This is a genomic window from Sinorhizobium sp. GQ132, assembly GCF_059758575.1.
The window spans coordinates 270,665-290,020 of record NZ_JCAXDX010000002.1 but is presented as its reverse complement, the minus strand read 5'-3'; the positions used below and the strand labels follow the sequence as shown (position 1 = coordinate 290,020).

The window sequence follows — 19,356 nt, the reverse complement described above, 5'->3', positions numbered from 1 at the left end:
TTTCGCACTTGAAGGGAGAACAGACATGGACACCCAGCTCTTGATCGGATCGCGCTTCGAAGCCGGAACCGAGGCCGAGGAACACATTCTTAATCCGAGGACGGGCGCCGGGATCATCGACCTCGCAGAGGCCTCCCACGCGCAGATCGACGCCGCCGTCGACGCTGCCGAGCGCGCCTTCGTCGGCTGGTCGCAGACGACGCCGGCCGAACGCTCCAACGCCCTCTTGAAGGTCGCCGATGCCATCGAGAAAGAAGCCGACGAATTCGCCGCGCTGGAGGCGCTGAACTGCGGCAAGCCGATCAATGCGGTGAAGAACGACGAGTTGCCGGCGATCATCGACTGCTGGCGCTTCTTCGCCGGCGCGGTGCGCAATCTGCATGCGCCGACGGCGGGCGAGTATCTGCCGGGCCATACGTCGATGATCCGCCGCGACCCGATCGGGGTCGTCGGCTCGATCGCGCCGTGGAACTATCCCCTGATGATGATGGCCTGGAAGCTGGCGCCGGCAATCGGCGGCGGCAACACCGTCGTCTTCAAGCCATCCGAGCAGACGCCGCTGACGGCGCTGAAGCTCGCGCGGCTCCTCGCCGACATTCTCCCCGAAGGCGTCGTCAACGTCATCACCGGCCGCGGCGAAACCGTCGGCAACGCGCTGATCAACCATCCGAAGGTCGGCATGGTATCGATCACCGGCGACATCGCCACCGGCAAGAAGGTGCTCGCGGCCGCCGCCAAGACGGTGAAGCGCACCCATCTCGAGCTCGGCGGCAAGGCGCCGGTCATCGTCTATGACGACGCCGACCTCGAGGCGGTGGTCAACGGCATCCGCACCTTCGGTTACTACAATGCCGGTCAGGACTGCACCGCCGCCTGCCGCATCTATGCCGAAGCCGGAATCTACGAGAAACTCGTCGCCGACCTCACATCGGCCGTCTCGACCATCCGCTACAATCTCGACGACGACACGGAAAACGAGATCGGTCCGCTGATCTCCAGGCGCCAGCGCGACCGCGTGGCAAGCTTCGTCGAAAGGGCCGCCGATCAGAAGCACATCGAGATCACCACCGGCGGCGGCACGGGCAGCGAGCAAGGCTTCTTCTTCCAACCGACGGTCGTCGCGGGCGCCACTCAGGAGGACGAGATCGTCCGCCGCGAAGTCTTCGGTCCGGTCGTCTCCGTCACGCGCTTCACCGGCAAGGACGATGCCGTGGCCTGGGCGAACGACAGCGATTATGGCCTCGCCTCCTCGGTCTGGACGAAGGACATCAGCAAGGCGATGCGAGCGGCATCCCGCCTGCAATACGGCTGCACCTGGATCAACACCCATTTCATGCTGACCAACGAAATGCCGCATGGCGGCATCAAGCAGTCGGGCTATGGCAAGGACATGTCGGTCTATGCGCTGGAGGACTACACCGCCGTCCGTCACATCATGATCAATCACGGGTGAATTTGCCGCGCCCCATCCTGCCGGCAACCGTCTGCCGCAGGTCCGGCGAGGCGGCCCGCGGCAGCCTCGCCCCGGTCCCTCGCTTCCTCGAGAGAGGTGAGAGCGTTTCCAGGAAAGTGTAACGGTTCTCCGTCCGGAAGTGTTTTGGATCAATCGGTTAGAGCATTTCAAGGTTTCCATGAAACATTGAAATGCTCTGGGGGGCATGCCGCGTCGCACTCCACTTGCCCATCCAAACCCTCACGGGCCGGCCGCTCCCCTGCCCGCGCATTCGCCGATGTTGCACTTTTCACACATACTTCCGGAACATGACTGAAAAAGTCATGAAAAGAGCTTGCGCCCGCAACAATCATGAGTGAATAGCTCATCTTATAGAACATAACTTATATCTCTATAAGGTTGCGTTGCATGCCCTCGAAATCCGCCTTCCTCCTGCCCCTCATTCGCGCTGCCCTCGCCGGAACGTCCGCCCTCGCCCTTGTCGCCACGGCCCAGGCGCAGCAAGCAGAACAGGAAGCCGCTTCCGGCGGCAATTCGACCGAGCTCGAAACGCTGGTGGTCAACGGCAGTGGCGGCGTGATCACGGCCGAAGGCTATGTCGGCATCAGCAGCGCCACGGGCGCCAAAGTCGACACGCCGTTCCTCGAGACTCCGCAATCGATTTCCACGGTGACCGAACAGCAATTGAAGGACCGCAACCCGCAGACGCTGCTGGAGACGCTCGCCTATACGCCGGGCACACGCGTGGGCGCCTATGGTTTCGATCCTCGCTTCGACGCATTCTTCGTCCGCGGTTTCGACGTAACCTTTACCGGCATCTTCCGCGACAATCTCCGCCAGCCGGCGGCTGTCGACTCGGTCTTCAAGAACGAACCCTACGGGCTCGAAGGCGTTTCGATCCTGCGCGGACCCTCCTCGGCCCTCTATGGCGCAACAGGCGCCGGCGGTCTTTACAACCTCATCACCAAGCGGCCGACGGAAGACGCGCTGAGAGAGGTGCAGGTCCAATACGGCAGTCACGACCGCTATCAGGGCCAGTTCGACTTCTCGGGCCCGGTGAACGAAACCGACCCGGTCTATTATCGCCTGACCGGCCTGCTGCGCGATGCCGACACCGAGCAGGTCGGCCTTGCGGACGACCGCGCCTATATTGCGCCGGCTTTCACCTGGAAGCCGGACGAAGACACGAAGCTGACGGTTCTCGGCGAGTATTCGCGCACCAAGACCGGAGGCACCGCGACCTATTACAACGACCCGCTGACCGGCGAAGTCACCGACATATTTGCCGGCAACCCCGACTTCAACGATTCGATACAGAAGCAGGGACGCATCGGCTACGAATTCGAGCACCGGCTCAACGACACCTTCGTCTTCCGCCAGAATGCGCGTGTATCCACGCTGAACATCGACGCCGACTGGGATTTCGCCTACGCCCCGAATGCTAACGACCCGACTTTGCTCGACAGCGCCGCCGGCACCTATGACGAGCGGCTGACCGCGTTCGTCATCGACAACCAGCTCGAAGCCAAATTCGACACCGGCGCTCTGGAGCATACGCTGCTTGCGGGGATCGACTATACGAAACTGCGTTTCCGTGCGCTCGACGGACGCGGCGTGTCGCCGCCGCTCGATACCGACAATCCGACGCAGGGCCGTCCGGTCGACCCGATAGACTTCAACACCCGTACGGTCCAGGACCAGTGGCAGCTCGGCACATATCTGCAAGACCAGATCCGCTACGACGCCTGGACGTTGACGGTGGGCGGGCGCTACGACTGGGTATCGACCGATACGGACACCACCGACCTTGCCAGCGATTCGCTGACGTCGGTTTCGCAGAAGGACAAGGAGTTCTCCGGCCGCATAGGGCTCACCTACCAGACCGACTTCGGACTGGCGCCCTATATAAGCTACTCGACGGCCTTCACACCCAATGCCGGCATCAACCAGGAAACGCACCAGCCGTTCAAACCGACCGAGAGCGAACAACAGGAAGTCGGCGTCAAGTACCTCCTGCCGAACAACAATACGCTGATCACGGCCGCTCTCTTCAACATCGATCAGAAGAATGGCCTTTATTTAGAGGCCGACGGCGTCACCAACATACAGGTCCAGCGCGGCAAACTGCGTTCGCGCGGTTTCGAAATCGAAGCGAACACCAGCCTTGACAACGGCCTTTCGCTTATCGCCTCTTACGCCTATACCGATGTCAAGATCATTAAAGGCCCCGAAGGCACGATCGGCAACTATGTATCTTCCGCACCACAGCATATGGCATCGATCTGGGCCCATTATACATTGCCGGAAGATGGCCCGTTTTACGGGTTCAGCCTGGGTGGAGGCGCGCGTTTCGTGGGATCGAGTTACGGTAATGACGAAAACACCTTCAAGAATAGTTCGCGTGTTCTCTTCGATGCTTCTGTCGGCTACGACTTCGCAGCGATCGACCAGAAATATGAGGGTCTGCATCTGCAGGTGAATGCCACCAATCTCTTCGACCGCCGCGAGGCCGTGTGCACTGCCGGCTACTGCCATCGCGATCAGGGCCGCATGGTCATCGGCTCGCTGCGTTACAACTGGTAAGCTCATGACAACAGCCGGGCATGAGGGCATGGCGGTAATCGACGAGCCGAAAGGTCTGTCGGCGGCCTTTGCCGGCCCGCATGCCTGGTGCAACGAGAAGATGATGCTGTCGGCGAATCTTTCCGACGGCATTTCGCTCCCGGAATTTTTCGCCTCCGGCGCCTTCGACCGGACGCTCTCGCACTATGCCGAGGCCTCCGGCGGCACCGACCGCCGCGCCGTCGCCTCCATGTGGTCGCTTTATTATTTCTCCGCCCTGACCATCCCCTATGTCGTCGCCCGGGTGCTGGACCACCAGGCGCTGCCGGCGGATTTCGACCAAATGACGGTGGCGCTCTCGGACGACGGGCTGCCGCGCGCCTTCGGGGTCGCGACGGCAGGCCAGTGGCGCGACGATGACGGGCGTGACATCTTCGCCCTGATCGGCTCGCTCATGGACGAGCATCTTGCCAAGGTGGTCCCGCATCTCAAGGCGGCCGGCGGCATATCGCCGAGGCTCGCCTGGAACAATGCCGCCGTTTACATCGATTATGCGCTTCGAACCGCCGGAACCGACCCCATGAACGACCAGGCCGATGCCATGGTCGGCTGCCGTCTGATGCCCAACGGCGCTCCCAATCCTTTCTTCGACTGTCTGCGTCAGGAGGAAGAGGACGGGACGCGCGTCTGTCGGCGCAAGATCTGCTGTCTGAGATATCTCCTCCCCGGCATTCCGAGCTGCGGCAGCCTCTGCGCCCTTCCAAGCCAAAGGAAACAATAGCTTGTCTCGTCCGTACCCACGCCGCCGCGGCCTCTTCCTTCAGGCCATTGCCCTCCTGTCGATCCTCTTCTTCCCGTTCGCCGCGCTGGCGCAGGCACAATGGCCGATCACGGTCACGGACGCAGTCGGAAGACAGGTAACGATCCCCGCGCCCCCCAAGGCGGTGCTTCTCGGCAGCGGCTTCAATCTCGTCGCCCTCTCGCTCATCCATCCGGACCCGGTAAGTCTGCTCGCCGGCTGGTCCGGCGACATGAAAGGCGACAATCCGGAAATCTACGAGAGCTTCGTTCGCAAGTTTCCGAAACTCGCAGACGTGCCGCTGATCGACGACGGCAGCGGACCGGGCCTTTCCTTCGAAACGATCCTGACGCTGAAGGCCGATCTTGCGGTTCTCGCCAATTGGCAGGCGGATACGGAAGCGGGACAGCGTGCGATGGAATACCTCGAGAGCACCGGCGTGCCCGTCATCGTCGTGGATTTCAACAACGAAGCACTCAAAAACACGCCTGCCAACATACGTCTCCTCGGCAGGGTCTTCGAGAGAGAAGAACAGGCGGAGGAGTTCGCCCGCTTCTATGAGGAACGTCTTGCCCGCATCCGCGACCGCGTCGCCAAGAGTTCCGAGCCCGGCCCTAAAGTCCTCATGGAAGCGTTTCCCGCGCCAGACCGTTGCTGCTGGGCCTACGGCGTCGGCGGATTGGGCGAATTCATCGCCGTCACCGGCAGCCGCAACATCGCCGAGGGCGCGCTGCCGCGCCCGGGCGGCATGATGAACGCGGAAGCCGTCATGGCCGAGAACCCGGACGTCTATATCGCCACCTCGTCGCCGGGCGGGAAATATAGCGGCTTTTCGATCGGGCCCGGCGTCAAGGCCGAAGAGGCGGAGCGGACCTTGGCGCAGGCCGTGGACAAGCCGGTGATGGAGAGCATCGCGGCCGTCCGCAACGGGCGTGTGCACGGCCTCTGGAATTTCTTCAACGCCGTTCCGCTGAACATCGTCGCGGCGGAAGCCTTTGCCTCCTGGCTTCGCCCCGACCTCTTCCCCGACGTCGATCACGCGGCGACGCTCGCCGAAATCGACCGGCGCTTCGCTGCAGTTCCCTTCGAGGGCACCTATTGGATCAGTTTGAAGAAATGACCGCCGGCTGAACCTGCCCCGGATTGGCAGAAGGGTGTCGACCGGGCGTGCCCAAAGATTGCCAGCGCCGCCTCGCCCTATATAAGGTTCTCGCAGGAGGAACTTCATGGCGTGGCTGATTGCGTTACCGTTGGGCTTGGCGATCGTGTATCTCGCGGCCCGTTACGGTCGCTTCCGCAGCTGGATCGAACCGGTCCTGTCCATTGCGGTTGCGCTGGGGCTGAGCGTCGCTTTTCTCGTCTGGCTGAACGAAGCTGCTCCGGACAAAGCCCCGGAGCCGGCCCCGAGCCGGCCCGCCGCCGGGCTGACCGTCGCCGACATCACCCTGCGGGACATGGCGTTCGAACCGAACGAAACTGAGCGCACCTTTCGGGTCCGTGGCACCGCAGCCAATGCGTCGGACGTCACGCTCGAATATTTCCGCCTCACGGTGACGCTCGAGGACTGCCCGCAGGATGCCTGCACACGTATCGGCGAGGATACGGCTCTCATCCTGCTCCGGGTGCCGGGCGGCCAGAACCGCCCATTCGAGACGTTCCTGACCTTCCCCTACAGGCCGGATGAAGCGCCGACTGCACCGAAATGGACCTATAGGGTAAGCGAGGTCAGAGGTGCCGGTCGACGCTGACGGCGAATCGACACGTCAACAAAAGATGCCGAACCGCTCCCGTATCGCCCGGTCGGCCTCCGCCGAGATCAGCGACGGGGCAGCGTCTGCCAGGATGCGGTTCTTCCTCTCGATCGCGCGGGCGACGAGATCCGGCCGGCCGATCTCGACCCATTCCTTCGGGCTCGTGCGGTCGGCGACGGCCGGATAGATATATTCCGTCTGCATCAGCCCGAGTGTCTGCGGATGGCCGAGATAGTGGCCGGGGCCGTCGAGGCAGACCGAACGCATGGTCTCGAGCGAAACCGAATCCTCCGTTACGTCGATGCCGCGGATGCAGCGCTGCACCTGGCCGAGCATGTCGTCTCCGAGCACCAGCGACTCCAGGCAGAAGCCGAGGAGCGATGCATGCATGCCGACCGCCTCGTAGACCATGTTGAGCCCCGAAAGCCCCGCCATCACGTTGGAGATCGCCTGTTCCCAGCCGGCCTGCATATCGGGAAGCTTCGCATCCGCGATGCCGGCGGCGGCGCCGCCGGGCAGGCGATAGAACTGGTGCATCTGCGCGCAGCCGGCGGTCAGCAGAGCCTGTTCGCCGGAGCCGCCGGACATGGCGCCCGTCCTCAGATCGGAGACGAACGGCCAGGTGCCGAAGACCGCCGGATGGCCGGGCGAAAGCGCATTGACGTAGACGACGCCGGCAAGGCACTCGGCAACCGCCTGCACGATGGCGGTCGCAAGCGGCGCCGGGGCAGTCGCCCCCGCCTGTCCGGCGGATAGCAGCAGGACGGGCATGCCGCCGCGGATGCACTTCTCCATGGTGATGCAGCTTTCCTCGGCGAACTTCATCGGCGGCACGACGAAGCAGTTCGAGTTCGAAACGAAGGGCCGCGCCCGCCACTTGTCCTCGCCGCCTGCGATCATGTGAATGAGGTCGAAGCAGCCCTCCACATGCGACGGATCGGAGAAGCTCGTGCCGACATGCTTCGTCGTCCCTGCGCAGCAGGCGTAGAGCGTGTTGATGTCCATCAGGAAATTGTCGGAAACGTCCCGGCAGACCATGGCTCGCTGGAAGAAATGGACATTGTCCAGGTGATGGACGAGCTGCGCCGCGTTCAGGAGATCCTTGGCGGTCGATTCGCGGTATTCGCGCTTCTCGACGTCGACCACGTGAACCGCCGCGCCCGCCGTACCGTAATAGACGCGCGTACCGCTGAGTTCGAGGTCCTGTTTCGGATCACGCGCGTAAAGGGTGATGTCGCGCGCGGCGATGGCCAGCATGTCCTCGACCAGTGCACGCGGGAAGCGGAGTCGTCCATCCTCGCCGAGGATGGCCCCGGCGCCGGTCATGATCTCGACGCCGGATCGCGGCGCGTTGGCAAGGCCGATCTGTTCCAGCGCATCGAGCGCCGCCTCGTGAATCCGTCTGACGTTGGCCTCCGTCAGCGGCTTGTACTGTCCGCCGGAAAGGCCCGGACGAACGGGGCGGATGTTTTCGGCGAGCGGCGACGAACGAAGCGCAACGCGCGCCGCCCGTCCGCCGGACCGTCTCGAAGCCGCAACTGCGCATTCCTCAGCCATCATTCATCTCCCAATGGCGCTGTCGTCGTCTATTGTTTGCCCCTGTCCCTTGGTTTCGCACCCGGGGGACTGGGCTGCACGGCATCTCCCTTCTCCCCGTCAACACGGGGAGAAGTGCCGGCAGGCGCATGGGGGCAGTCTTTTCAGGCCCGCACCCGCTCCGCCTTCGGGTCGTACATCGGCTTCAGCGAAGCCTCGGCCCTGACCCGCGTTCCGGCGATTTCGATCTCGTAAGCGGAAGCCAGCACATCGGCCTCGCTTTCACCCTGGCAGGCCACATAGCCGAGCCCGATCGCACCCCCGAGATGGTGGCCATAATTGCCCGACGTGATCGTGCCGACGATCTCTCCGTCGCGCACGATCGCTTCGTTGTGGAACAGCAACGGCTCCGGATCTGAAAGCCGGAACTGCACCAGCCGGCGCGAAAGACCCTCGTCGCGCTTGGTGAGCACCGCCTCGCGGCCAATGAACTCGCCTTTTCCAGGCTTCACCGCAAAGCCGAGCCCCGCTTCGAGCACATGATCCTCGTCGGTGATATCGTGGCCGAAATGCCGGAAGGCTTTCTCGATCCGGCAGCTATCGAGCGTATGAAGGCCACAGAGCTTCAGCCCGACATCGGCACCCGCCAGTTCCAGTGTCTCGAACACATGCGCCGCCTGGTCGGTGGAGACGTAGAGCTCCCATCCGAGTTCGCCGACATAGGTGACGCGATGGGCGCGGGCGAGGCCCATCCCGATCTCTATCTCGCGGGCGGTGGCGAAGGGGTGCGCCTCGTTGGAAAAATCATTCGGGCTCACCCTCTGCATGAGCTCGCGTGCCCTTGGCCCCATGACGCAGAGCACGCTTTCGGCAGCGGTGACGTCGGTGATCACCACGAACTCGTCGCGCACATGTTTTCGCAGCCAGGCAAGATCGCGCTGCAGCGTGGCCCCGGGCACGACGAGGAAGAAGGCGGTCTGCGAAAGCCGCGTGACGGTCAGGTCGCTCTCGATGCCGCCGCGGGCGTTCAGCATCTGGGTGTAGACGACACGGCCGGGCTCGACATTCATCTCATTGGCGCAAAGCCGCTGCAGGAAGGCGAGCGCATCGCGGCCCTCAACGCGGATCTTGCCGAAGGAGGTCATGTCGAAAAGGCCGACCCCATTGCGGACGGCGAGATGCTCCTCCCGCTGGTTTTCGAACCAGTTCTGCCGTCTCCACGAATAGCGGTATTCGCGCTCCTGGCCGTCCCTTGCGAACCAGTTTGGCCGCTCCCATCCCGCCACTTCGCCGAAGACGGCACCGCGCGCCTTCAGATGTTCGTGGATGGGCGAGCGGCGAACGCCGCGGGCGGTCGCCATCTGGCGATAGGGGAAATGATCGGCGTAAAGCAGACCCAGCGTCTCGCTGACACGTTCCTTGAGGTAGGAACGGTTCTTCTGGAAGGGCTGCGCCCGGCGGATATCGACCTCCCAGAGATCGAAGGGCGGCTCGCCGTCGTTCATCCACTGCGCCAGCGCCATGCCGGCGCCTCCCGAGGAGACGATCCCGATCGAATTGTAACCGGCTGCCACCCAGTAGCCCTTGAGCTCCGGCGCCTCGCCGAGATAGTAGCGGTCGTCTGGCGTGAAGCTTTCCGGGCCGTTGAAGAAGGTGTGGATGCCGGCCGTTTCAAGCATCGGCATGCGGTTGACGGCCATTTCGAGGATCGGGGCGAAATGGTCGAAGTCCTCCGGCAGCTGGTCGAAACAGAAATCCTCGCGGATGCCTTCCATGCCCCAGGGCTTCGCCTTGAGCTCGAAGGCGCCGATCAGCATCTTGCCGGCATCTTCCTTGTAGTAGGTGCACTCGTCCGGCACGCGCAGCACCGGCAGGCGGCTGAGGTCAGGTATCGCCTCGGTGACGATATAGAAGTGCTCGCAGGCGTGCAGCGGCACGGTGACGCCGGATTGCCGGGCAAGCTCCCTGCCCCACATGCCGGCGCAGTTGACGACATTCTCCGTCTCGATCGTGAAGCTCTCGCCGTTCTGCTCGCAGGTGACGCCGGTTATTCGGCCGTCCTTCTTCAGCACCGAGGTGACTTTCACGCCCTCGACGATTGTCGCACCGTTCTGCCGCGCACCCTTGGCAAGCGCCATGGCGATGTTGGCCGGATCGCACTGGCCGTCGAGCGGCAGGTGGACCGCCGCCTTCACGTCGGCAACGTTGAGGTGCGGGTAAAGCTCTTTGACCTCGTCGGGCGTGATCTCGCGTACGTCGACGTTGAAGGCGCGCGCCAGCGAGGCCTGCCGGTAGATCTCTTCCTTGCGCTCTTCCGTCAGCGCCACGGTGATCGAGCCGTTCTGGCGCATGCCGGTAGCGATGCCGGTTTCCGCCTCGAGCTTCACGTAAAGATCGGCCGAGTATTTCGCGAGCCGTGTCATGTTCTGCGAAGCGCGCAGCTGGCCGATCAAACCGGCCGCATGCCAGGTCGTGCCGCAGGTCAGCTGCTTGCGCTCGAGCAGAACCACATCGGTCCAGCCTTGCTTCGCCAGATGATAGGCGACCGAGCAGCCGGAAACGCCGCCGCCGATGATGACCACACGCGCTTTTGCGGGAATGGGCTTCGTCATGCCTTCAGTCTTTCATTCGAGGGATCCCAGAGCGGCTGGTCCGGCTGGACGACGGCCTTGAAGCGGTCGCCGAAAATCTCTACCTCGACCTCCTGGCCGGGAACGGCCAGATCGGCGCGCAGCATGCCGAGTGCGATCGACTTGCCGGTGCGGTAGCCCCAGTTTCCGGACGTGGTCTCGCCGACCACCTCGCCGCCCGACCAGAGCGTCGACATATAGGGTGCGTCGCAATCGCCGGGCTCTACCGTCAGTGTCACGAAGCGCTTCGTGACACCCTGCTGCTTCTCACGCTCCAGCGCGGCCTTGCCCTTGAAATCCGGCTTCGACCAGTCGACGAAGCGTTCGAGCCCGCCCTGCAAAACCGTGTAATCGGTGGAAAGATCGCCCTTCCAGGCGCGGTAGCCCTTCTCGATGCGCAGACTGTCGAGCGCCTCCATGCCGAACGGCTTGAGGCCGTGCTTCTGCCCGGCTCCCCAAACGGCATCGAAGACCGCGGCGGTATCTTCCACTTTCGTGTGGATCTCCCAGCCGAGTTCGCCGGCGAAGGAGACCCGCACGAGCTGGCAATAGCGGCCGGCGATCTGCGCCGTTTGATGCGTCAGCCACCCCTTCGCAAGGTCGGCGTCCGAGACCTCGGCCAGGATCGCGCGCGATTTCGGCCCCGTCAGGATCTGGCAGGCGAATTTCACCGTCACGTCATGCAGCGTGAAGGCGGCGTCCGCCGGGCGATGCTTCTGCAGCCACTCGAAATCATGCCACTGCGCCGTCGCCGCGGTGATCAGGAAGAAGAAATCCTCCTCGATCGCCATGACGCACATTTCGGTGAGGATGCGGCCCTTGTCGTCGGCGAAATAGGCCAGCCCGATGCGGCCGGGCTTCGGTACGCGGCCGGTGATGAGGCCGGAGAGCCAGTCGCGCGCGCCCTCCCCCTTCAGCCGGAAGCGCGAAAAGCCCGGCAGGTCGAGAATGCCGGCAGCATCGCGCACGGCCAGGCACTCCTCCTCGATCCGCTTCGCCCAGGGGCCTTCCCTTCCCCAGGTCTGCGTCGCAGCCTCTGATGTGTCGTCGCCGGGTTTCGCGTACCACATGGCGCGTTCCCAGCCGTTATAGGGCTTGAACTGCGCGCCGAGCGCCGCAACGCGATCATGGATCGGCGAGAGCTTCCTGCCGCGCCCGGCCGGCCAGTAGTGCTTCGGGAAATGCATCGCATATTCGTGGCCGTAGATCTCCATCCCCTTGGCGATGCAATAGTCCTGGTCGGTATAGTCCGTGTAGCGGCGCGGGTCGCAGGACCACATGTCCCATTCGGTCCGGCCTTCGGTCACCCATTCGGCGAGCACCTTGCCGGCCCCGCCCGCCTGGCAGATGCCGAAGGTGAAGACGCAGGCCTCGAAGGCGTTCGGCACGCCGGGCATCGGCCCGATCAGCGGATTGCCGTCCGGCGCATAGGGAATCGGTCCGTTGATGACGCGCGAAAGACCTGCGGTCCCCAGGATCGGCACGCGCTCGACCGCATCGTTCAGATACCATTCCAGTCTTTCAAGGTCGTCCGGGAAGAGCTGGAAGGAAAAATCCTCCGGCATCGGGTCATCGGGCCTCACCCAGTGAGCGCGGCAGTTCTTCTCGTACGGCCCGAGATTCATGCCATATTTCTCCTGGCGGAGATAATAGGAGGAGTCGACGTCGCGAAGGAGCGGCAGCTTGTGCCCGGCTTCCTTCGACCAGGCGGCAAGTTCCGGGATCTCGTCGAAAAGGACGTACTGATGGCTCATCACCATCATCGGCACGTCGCGGCCGAACATCTTCCCGACCTCGCGGGCATAATATCCGGCGGCATTGACGACGTATTCGCAGCGGATTTCGCCCTGCGCCGTCTCGACCACCCATTCATCCCTTTCGCGCCGGGCACCGGTCACGGGACAGAAGCGGATGATCTTCGCGCCCATGTCACGCGCGCCCTTGGCGAGCGCCTGGGTCAGCTGCGCCGGATCGATGTCGCCGTCATAGGGATCGTATAGCGCACCGGTCAGATCATGCGTTTCGAGGAAGGGATAGCGGCTGCGCATTTCCTCGGGAGTCAATATATCGAGGTCCATGCCCTGGTAGCGGCCCATGCCGACGACGCGCTTGAACTCCTGCAGCCGCTCCTTCGAATGGCCAAGACGGATGGATCCCGTCACATGATAATTCATCGGGTAATCGACGAGCGCTCCCAGGTCGCGATAGAGCGAAGCCGAATAGCGCTGCATGTTCATGATCGACCAGGATGAGGAGAAGGTCGGCACGTTGCCGGCCGCATGCCAGGTGGAGCCGGCCGTGAGCTCGTTCTTTTCAACAAGCACGCAGTCGGTCCAACCGGCCTTGGCAAGATGGTAGAGCGAGGAGGCGCCGACGGCTCCCCCACCAATGATCACGACACGTGCGTGAGACGGCAAATTCGACATGCTGGCTCCCTCTGTTACGGCGATCTTTGACGGGGAAGCCTGATGCCATCAAGCGCGGCGATTCAGCTTTATTGATCGAAGAATTCGATTAGATTGGCGGGGAGGAGCAAGGAGCGACACAAATGCAGGTTGACCTGATCGAGACCTTTCTTGACCTGATGGAAACGCGCAGCTTCAACCGCACCGCCGAGCGCCTCAACATCACGCAATCCACGGTTTCTCATCGGGTGAAGGCGCTGGAGACGCAGTTCAACCGCAAGCTCTTCACCCGCAACAAGGGCGGAACCCTTCCGACGGCCGCGGGACTGCGCTTTCTCGATTATGCGAAAGCCTTGCAAAACCAGTGGCATGAGGCCACCCGTGCAGTCGCGAGTGCAGGCGCTCTGGAACGTTCGATGCGGCTCGGAATCCAGCACGACCTGGCCGAGATCATTGCCGGCCGCTGGGTCGCTGCGATCCGCCGCGACCTGCCGACCACCGAGATCTATATGGAGGCGGATTATTCGAACCAGATGAACCGCGATCTTGCCGCCGGAGAGCTGGATCTCGCGATCCTCTACACACCGCATTTCCTGCCCGACCTTCACTATGAACGGATCGGCGAACTGCATTACGTGCTGGTCAGCACCGATGCTCCCGAGATGGCCGGGGTGAAGCCTGAAACCTATATCCGTTCCAGTTACTCGCCGGCCTTCGACCGGGCGCACCGCCTGGCTCTTCCGCATCTTTCGGGAGCTTCGCTCGCGGCCGGCCAGAACATGGCCGTCACGGACCTGTTGCGCACGCTCGGCGGCGCCGCTTACGTGACGCAGGCGACTGCCGATCGGCTCGCCGACCGCGTTGCAGTCGTGGCCGACGCGCCGGTCATCCCGCAGACCGTCTACGCGGCAACGAGTCTCCGCACCCGCCATGCCCATCAGCACCGCAAGATCATCGGCGCAATGGAGGGGCTGCTGTCGGGGTTCGTGACCTAGACGTATCCGAAGCTTGTGGCGCCCCGGCCTCTCTCTGCGGTCGGATGGGGAGCGATGAAGGCAGCTCACCGCTTGCTGAATTGCGCCTTCAATCGCGCGATATCCTCGGCCGTAACACCTTGCGGATCGGTAACCGCCATCCAGGCGTCGATGTAGTGTTCCGGTGCATAGACATGGCCGTAGCCCATCGGCGAGGTCGTCGCCAACGCCATGTCGGCAAGCAGCTGCAGTCCGGTGACCACGGGAAACCAGCTCAGCGCCGGTGAAACGTCCGGCCCCCGCGGGGGCTTCATCCAGTCCGGCTCCCGGTAGAAGGAATGGGGATCGAAAAAGGTCACCGGATCGCTGGCATATTGCAGATAGACGATCCGCATCGCGCCCCAGCGCGCACCGGGAATGTCCAGCGCATTCTCCTGACTGGTGAAGCGGATGGCGGAGCTGTCGCGATAGCGCGGCAGCCAGGCGGTCGAGCCGGCGACGCGGTCGGCCGTCACCGAACGCCAGAGCGCGCTCGGAAACGGCGGCCCGCTCCAGAGCGCGCCCTGAAAGGGGTCGCTGATGACATCGAAGAGATCGACCGATCCTTGCGAATTCATCGCGCCAAGGCTGAGCCCGTGCAGATAGAGCTTGGGCCGACGATCCCGGGGCAGCGTCGTCCAGTAGCCATAGACCGCGTCGAAGAGGGCGTCGGCCGCTTCGGCACCATAGCCCGGCTCGACCAGCAGGGAGAGCCAGCTGGTGAGATAGGAATATTGCACGGCCACGCTCGCGACGTCGCCGTGAAGCAGATATTCGAGCGTATCGAGCGCGGCGGGGTCGATCCAGCCGGTGCCGGTCGGCACGACGACGATCAGCGACTTGCGCTCGAAGCCTCCGGCACGCTTCAGCTCCTCCAGGGCCAGCTTCGCCCGCTCCCGCGCGGTCTCGGCGGAATTCAGCCCGACATAGACACGCACGGGATCGGGAGCTGCAGCCCCGAAGAACGCCCCGATGTCGGCGCCGGTCGGGCCGGACGCGATGAACTGCCGTCCCTGCCGCCCGAGCTCGTCCCAGTGCACGAGCGACGCGCCGCTCCCCGTCCTGGCGGGATCGGCAGGCGGTGCGATCTCGGGATCCATAAGTGCATCGAGTTGCTGGAAAGAACTGTCTGCGGCACGAAGCGCGAACTTGAAGATCACGCCGTTCGCAGCGGACCAGAACAGGGCGAGCGCCACCAGCCCGCCGAGAGCATTGGCGATCGGCCGCGTGAGGAAATGTTGCAGCCATCGGGAAAGAACGCGAAAGGTCAGCCGGAACAGCCGCGCCAGGAGGACCAGGACGATGAACATGAGCACGGCTATCAGGCCGAGCTGGAGCGGCTCGGCGCTCTCGATGGGCTCGAGACCCATGATGTGCCGCACTGTGTTTTGCCAATGCGCCGCCTGCCACAGGAATACGGCCGCGGCCGCTATCGAAACGATCGCAGCGGCGATTTTCAATGTTCGCGCGCGCCGCACCGTCGGCTCGGGGAGTTCGAAGAAGGACCAGAGCCAGCGCAGAAACACGCCGATCGCGTATCCGGCTGCAAGGGAAAATCCGGAGATCACGGCCTGAATCAGATAGGGCCTGGGTATCAGACTCGGCGTCAACGAAACCGCAAAGAACAGAATGCCGACGAGGAGGCCGCTTGTGGAAAACGAACGCAGGAAGGTGGAGATGTGACGGTGCACCGGTCTCGGCAGGTCCGTCTGCTGAACGTGTTCCATGGCGGACTCCACTTCGCGCGCTGGCGGCAATGTCGCTTTCCGCCGGCGTGTAGTCAATTCCCGCTGGCCTGCTGCAAAGGACAAAAACGTGCAGAGGCACTGTCGAGGATTTTGCGCCGGCAAGAGACGCGGGCATCAAAACGAAGTGATCGCAAATAGCAAGGATCGGACGCAGACGTTTGGTATATTTAAGCCGGTAGTAGAGTCTGCCTGCGCCAAGGAGAAAAACCCATGACCGCGCCGCACCCCTCCAAGACCCATATCGGCAACCACAAACTGCATCCCGAAACGCTGATGCTGAATTATGGTTACGACCCCGAGCTCTCGGAGGGTGCCGTCAAGCCGCCGATCTTTCTCACCTCGACTTTCGTCTTCCACTCCGCCGAGGAGGGCCGTGACTTCTTCGACTTCGTCTCCGGTCGGCGCGAACCGCCCGCTGGCGTGGGTGCCGGGCTCGTCTATTCCCGCTTCAATCACCCGAACAGCGAGATCGTCGAAGACCGGCTCGCCATTTTCGAACGAGCGGAAGCCGGCGCGCTCTTTTCCTCCGGCATGTCGGCGATCGCCACGACGCTTCTCGCTTTCGTGCGGCCGGGAGACTCCATCCTGCATTCGCAGCCGCTTTACGGCGGCACCGAAACGCTGCTCGCCAAGACCTTTCTCAATCTGGGTGTCTCCGCGGTCGGCTTTGGCGATGGTACGGACGAGGCGGCCGTCAATGCCGCGGCTGAAGAAGCGATGAGCAAGGGGCGGGTCTCCGCGATCCTGATAGAGACGCCGGCCAATCCCACCAACAGCCTTGTCGACGTCGCGTTGATCCGGCGCATTGCCGAAAGAGTCGAAGAAAGACAGGCGCATCGGCCGATCGTCGCCTGCGACAACACCCTGCTCGGCCCTGTCTTTCAACACCCAATCGAACACGGGGCGGATCTTTCCCTTTATTCCCTGACCAAATATGTCGGCGGCCATTCCGACCTGATCGCCGGCGCCGTTCTCGGCTCCAAGGCGCTGATCAGGCAGGTGAAGGCCCTGCGCGGCTCGATCGGCACACAGCTCGATCCGCATTCCTGCTGGATGATCGGCCGCTCGCTCGAAACCCTGTCGGTGCGTATGGAAAAGGCAAACGACAACGCCCGCATCGTCGCCGAATTCCTGCGTGACCATCCCAAGGTCGAGCGGATCCATTATCTGCCGTTCCACGACGCGGACACGCCGGTCGGCCGTGTATTCGCCACGCAATGCACCGGCGCGGGATCGACCTTCTCCTTCGACATCGCCGGCGGCCAGGAGGCGGCATTCCGCTTCCTCAACGCACTGCAGATCTTCAAGCTCGCCGTCAGTCTCGGCGGTACGGAATCGCTCGCGAGCCACCCGGCGGCAATGACGCATTCCGGCGTGCCGATCGAGGTCCGCGCCCGGATCGGCGTGCTCGAATCCACGATCCGCCTGTCGATCGGCATCGAGCACCCGGACGATCTCGTCGCCGACGTCGCAAACGCGCTGACGATGATCTAGGCTGCTGCTGGAGGTCGTCCGGTTTGGAGGTCTGCGACAGCGTGCTCAGCGCGACCATCGCCGTCCTGTTCATTGCGGTGCCGATCCATTCGTTTTTAGGGGACGACCGGGGTCAAGCCCTTGCCCGATGCGAAAGGACGTTGACGATAGTGCCGAACGGATCGCGCAGAAAGAACCGGCGCACGCCCCAGCTTTCGTCGGTGATATCGTAGACGATCTCCGCACCGGCGGCCGTGGCGCGGTGATAGGTTTCGTCCACGTCATCCACCTCGATCGAGAGCGCCGGGACCGGCGTTCCGGACCCGCCTTCGGTGGCGAAGCTCACCTGCGGCATTGCGGAGCGGCCAACCGCCGCAAATGTGACGATCCAGCCGTGATCCATCACCACCTCCAGGCCGAGCAGGTCCGCATAGAACCGCTGCGCCTGAAGCGGATCGGACACCTGAAGATTAGGAACGATGCGTCGTACTGTCATTCGACCCTCCCGATTGTCCGCTCCGATAGCGCCAACTTGACGAGCGAGGCCGCGGCCGTCCCCGCCGTCTCCATATAGCTCGGATCACGGTGGAGCAGAACGACGGCGAAGCTCCCGTCGAGGAGCAACAGGACCTGCCGCGCGAGCGCTTCCGCGTCCACGATCCCTTCTTCCTCGAACACCTGCCGAAGCCAGTCCTCGAATTTTTTCTTGTGCGCGGCGCCGATACGGATCGCCGGGTGCCCCGGCATGCCGGCGAGTTCGGCGGAGGTGCGCAGGAAGCCGCAGCCCTTCCATTTCGGATGTCGGGCGACGCGGGCAAGATTGAGGAAGATGCCCTCAACTTTCGATGCCACGTCGCCTTCGGTTTCGCTGAACCATTTCCGGAAGAGCTTGAGGTTCGGCTGATCGCGCCCCTCGAGATAGGCCGCAATCAGGTCGTCCTTGCTTTTGAAGTGATAATAGAGCGTTCGCTTCGTCACGCCGGCCGCCTCGGCGACGGCGTCCACGCCGACGGCGCGGATCCCTTCGGCATAGAACAGCGTGGAAGCGGCGGAAACGATGCGTTCGCGTGTGTTCGGTGCCGTCGTCATGGGCTATGTATACCGACTAGTGAATATACATTCCTTTGTCGCCGACTTAGCCTCCACTCGTCAATACGTGATGGGAGACAATTCATGTCCGATACGGTTCTTATCGAAATTTCGGCCGGCATCGCCCTGCTTACCCTCAACCGGCCCGAAAAGCTGAATGCCCTCAACTACGAACTGATCGATCGGCTTTTAGCCCTTCTCGACCGTGTCGAGACCGACGAGACGGTGCAGGCAGTCATCCTCACCGGCGCCGGCGATCGCGCCTTTTCCGCAGGCGGCGACATTCACGAATTCGCCGGCAGCGTGGCCAAGGGCGTGAACGCCGCCGGCCGCGATTTTGTCCGGCGGGGGCAACAGCTGACGCACCGCCTGGAAGCCTTTTCGAAGCCTGTGATCGCTGCAGTCAACGGTCTCGCCTATGGTGGCGGCTGCGAGATGACCGAAGCGGTGCATCTCGCGATAGCGAGCGAGCGGGCTCGCTTTGCCAAACCGGAAATCAAGCTTGCCATGCCGCCGACATTCGGGGGCACGCAGAGACTGCCTCGCCTGGCAGGACGAAAGCGTGCGCTCGAACTGCTCCTGACCGGGGATGCATTCTCGCCCCAACGCGCGATGGACATGGGGCTCGTCAATGCCGTCGTGCCGCATGATCAACTGATCGCCTCGGCCAGAGCGCTTGCCGATCGGATCATCCGCCATTCCCCTCTTGCCACCGCCGCCATCATCACGGCCGTGACGCGCGGTCTCAACATGGCCATCGGAGAAGGTCTGCTTTGCGAAAGCGAGCAATTCGCACGAATGGTTCCGAGCCATGATCTCAAGGAAGGGCTTGCCGCCTGGAGAGAGCGGCGAGAGCCACGCTATGCCGGGCGCTGATCCGGTTCTTCAAAACGACAC

The 19,356-nt window shown here is 63.2% G+C and carries 14 protein-coding genes; 8 read left to right on the top strand and 6 right to left on the bottom strand.

The features are described from left to right. Positions 1–25 precede the first annotated feature (25 nt). From AC6CIG_RS05485 to AC6CIG_RS05465, 5 genes are all read left to right on the top strand, one after another. Positions 26–1,453 (top strand): gamma-aminobutyraldehyde dehydrogenase, encoded by a 1,428-nt coding sequence (locus tag AC6CIG_RS05485; RefSeq protein WP_127711318.1) that lies wholly within the window; start codon positions 26–28, stop codon positions 1,451–1,453. A gap of 408 nt (positions 1,454–1,861) precedes the next feature. Then, entirely contained in the window at positions 1,862–4,036 is a 2,175-nt protein-coding gene (locus AC6CIG_RS05480) for a TonB-dependent siderophore receptor (RefSeq protein WP_127711320.1), read from the top strand. A gap of 28 nt (positions 4,037–4,064) precedes the next feature. Further along, positions 4,065–4,796: a siderophore-iron reductase FhuF gene (fhuF, locus tag AC6CIG_RS05475; protein ID WP_437411784.1), complete on the top strand. Its 732-nt coding sequence runs from the start codon at positions 4,065–4,067 to the stop codon at positions 4,794–4,796. Between the two features lies 1 nt (position 4,797). Beyond that, positions 4,798–5,934, top strand: a complete 1,137-nt coding sequence (locus tag AC6CIG_RS05470; protein ID WP_437411699.1) for an ABC transporter substrate-binding protein — start codon at positions 4,798–4,800, stop codon at positions 5,932–5,934. Between the two features lie 106 nt (positions 5,935–6,040). Beyond that, positions 6,041–6,562, top strand: coding sequence for a hypothetical protein (locus AC6CIG_RS05465; RefSeq protein WP_127711324.1), 522 nt, complete (start codon positions 6,041–6,043; stop codon positions 6,560–6,562). A gap of 15 nt (positions 6,563–6,577) precedes the next feature. Here the strand turns inward: AC6CIG_RS05465 and AC6CIG_RS05460 are convergent, their stop codons facing one another. The 3 genes from AC6CIG_RS05460 to AC6CIG_RS05450 all read right to left on the bottom strand — a co-directional run bounded on the left by AC6CIG_RS05460 (position 6,578) and on the right by AC6CIG_RS05450 (position 13,157). Next, a complete protein-coding gene (locus tag AC6CIG_RS05460) occupies positions 6,578–8,122 on the bottom strand; it encodes a trimethylamine methyltransferase family protein (protein ID WP_018095559.1) in 1,545 nt (514 codons plus the stop codon). 143 nt (positions 8,123–8,265) lie between these two features. Beyond that, positions 8,266–10,713 carry a GcvT family protein gene (locus AC6CIG_RS05455; RefSeq protein ID WP_127711326.1) on the bottom strand — a complete coding sequence of 816 codons (2,448 nt, stop codon included), beginning with the start codon at positions 10,711–10,713 and terminating at the stop codon, positions 8,266–8,268. Further along, on the bottom strand, positions 10,710–13,157 hold the full coding sequence (locus tag AC6CIG_RS05450) for a GcvT family protein (protein ID WP_127711328.1): 2,448 nt from the start codon (positions 13,155–13,157) through the stop codon (positions 10,710–10,712). The genes AC6CIG_RS05455 and AC6CIG_RS05450 overlap by 4 nt, the downstream gene beginning before the upstream one ends. 122 nt (positions 13,158–13,279) lie before the next feature. Here AC6CIG_RS05450 and AC6CIG_RS05445 point away from each other — a divergent pair, with 122 nt between their 5' ends. Next, positions 13,280–14,131 carry a LysR family transcriptional regulator gene (locus AC6CIG_RS05445; RefSeq protein ID WP_127711330.1) on the top strand — a complete coding sequence of 284 codons (852 nt, stop codon included), beginning with the start codon at positions 13,280–13,282 and terminating at the stop codon, positions 14,129–14,131. Between the two features lie 65 nt (positions 14,132–14,196). Here AC6CIG_RS05445 and AC6CIG_RS05440 read toward each other — a convergent pair whose 3' ends face one another. Then, the gene (locus tag AC6CIG_RS05440) at positions 14,197–15,876 is read right to left on the bottom strand and encodes an alpha/beta hydrolase (protein ID WP_127711332.1); all 1,680 of its coding nucleotides are present in this window, start codon (positions 15,874–15,876) and stop codon (positions 14,197–14,199) included. A 231-nt stretch (positions 15,877–16,107) separates the two neighbouring features. Between AC6CIG_RS05440 and AC6CIG_RS05435 the strand changes: the two genes are divergently transcribed. After that, positions 16,108–17,391: a cystathionine gamma-synthase family protein gene (locus AC6CIG_RS05435; RefSeq protein ID WP_018095564.1), complete on the top strand. Its 1,284-nt coding sequence runs from the start codon at positions 16,108–16,110 to the stop codon at positions 17,389–17,391. A 112-nt stretch (positions 17,392–17,503) separates the two neighbouring features. Here the strand turns inward: AC6CIG_RS05435 and AC6CIG_RS05430 are convergent, their stop codons facing one another. Further along, positions 17,504–17,866: a VOC family protein gene (locus AC6CIG_RS05430; RefSeq protein ID WP_018095565.1), complete on the bottom strand. Its 363-nt coding sequence runs from the start codon at positions 17,864–17,866 to the stop codon at positions 17,504–17,506. Then, positions 17,863–18,459 carry a TetR/AcrR family transcriptional regulator gene (locus tag AC6CIG_RS05425; protein WP_127711334.1) on the bottom strand — a complete coding sequence of 199 codons (597 nt, stop codon included), beginning with the start codon at positions 18,457–18,459 and terminating at the stop codon, positions 17,863–17,865. The genes AC6CIG_RS05430 and AC6CIG_RS05425 overlap by 4 nt, the downstream gene beginning before the upstream one ends. An 84-nt stretch (positions 18,460–18,543) precedes the next feature. Here AC6CIG_RS05425 and AC6CIG_RS05420 point away from each other — a divergent pair, with 84 nt between their 5' ends. Next, complete coding sequence (locus AC6CIG_RS05420) at positions 18,544–19,335, top strand: crotonase/enoyl-CoA hydratase family protein (protein ID WP_018095567.1); 792 nt, start codon at positions 18,544–18,546, stop codon at positions 19,333–19,335. Positions 19,336–19,356: the final 21 nt, after the last annotated feature.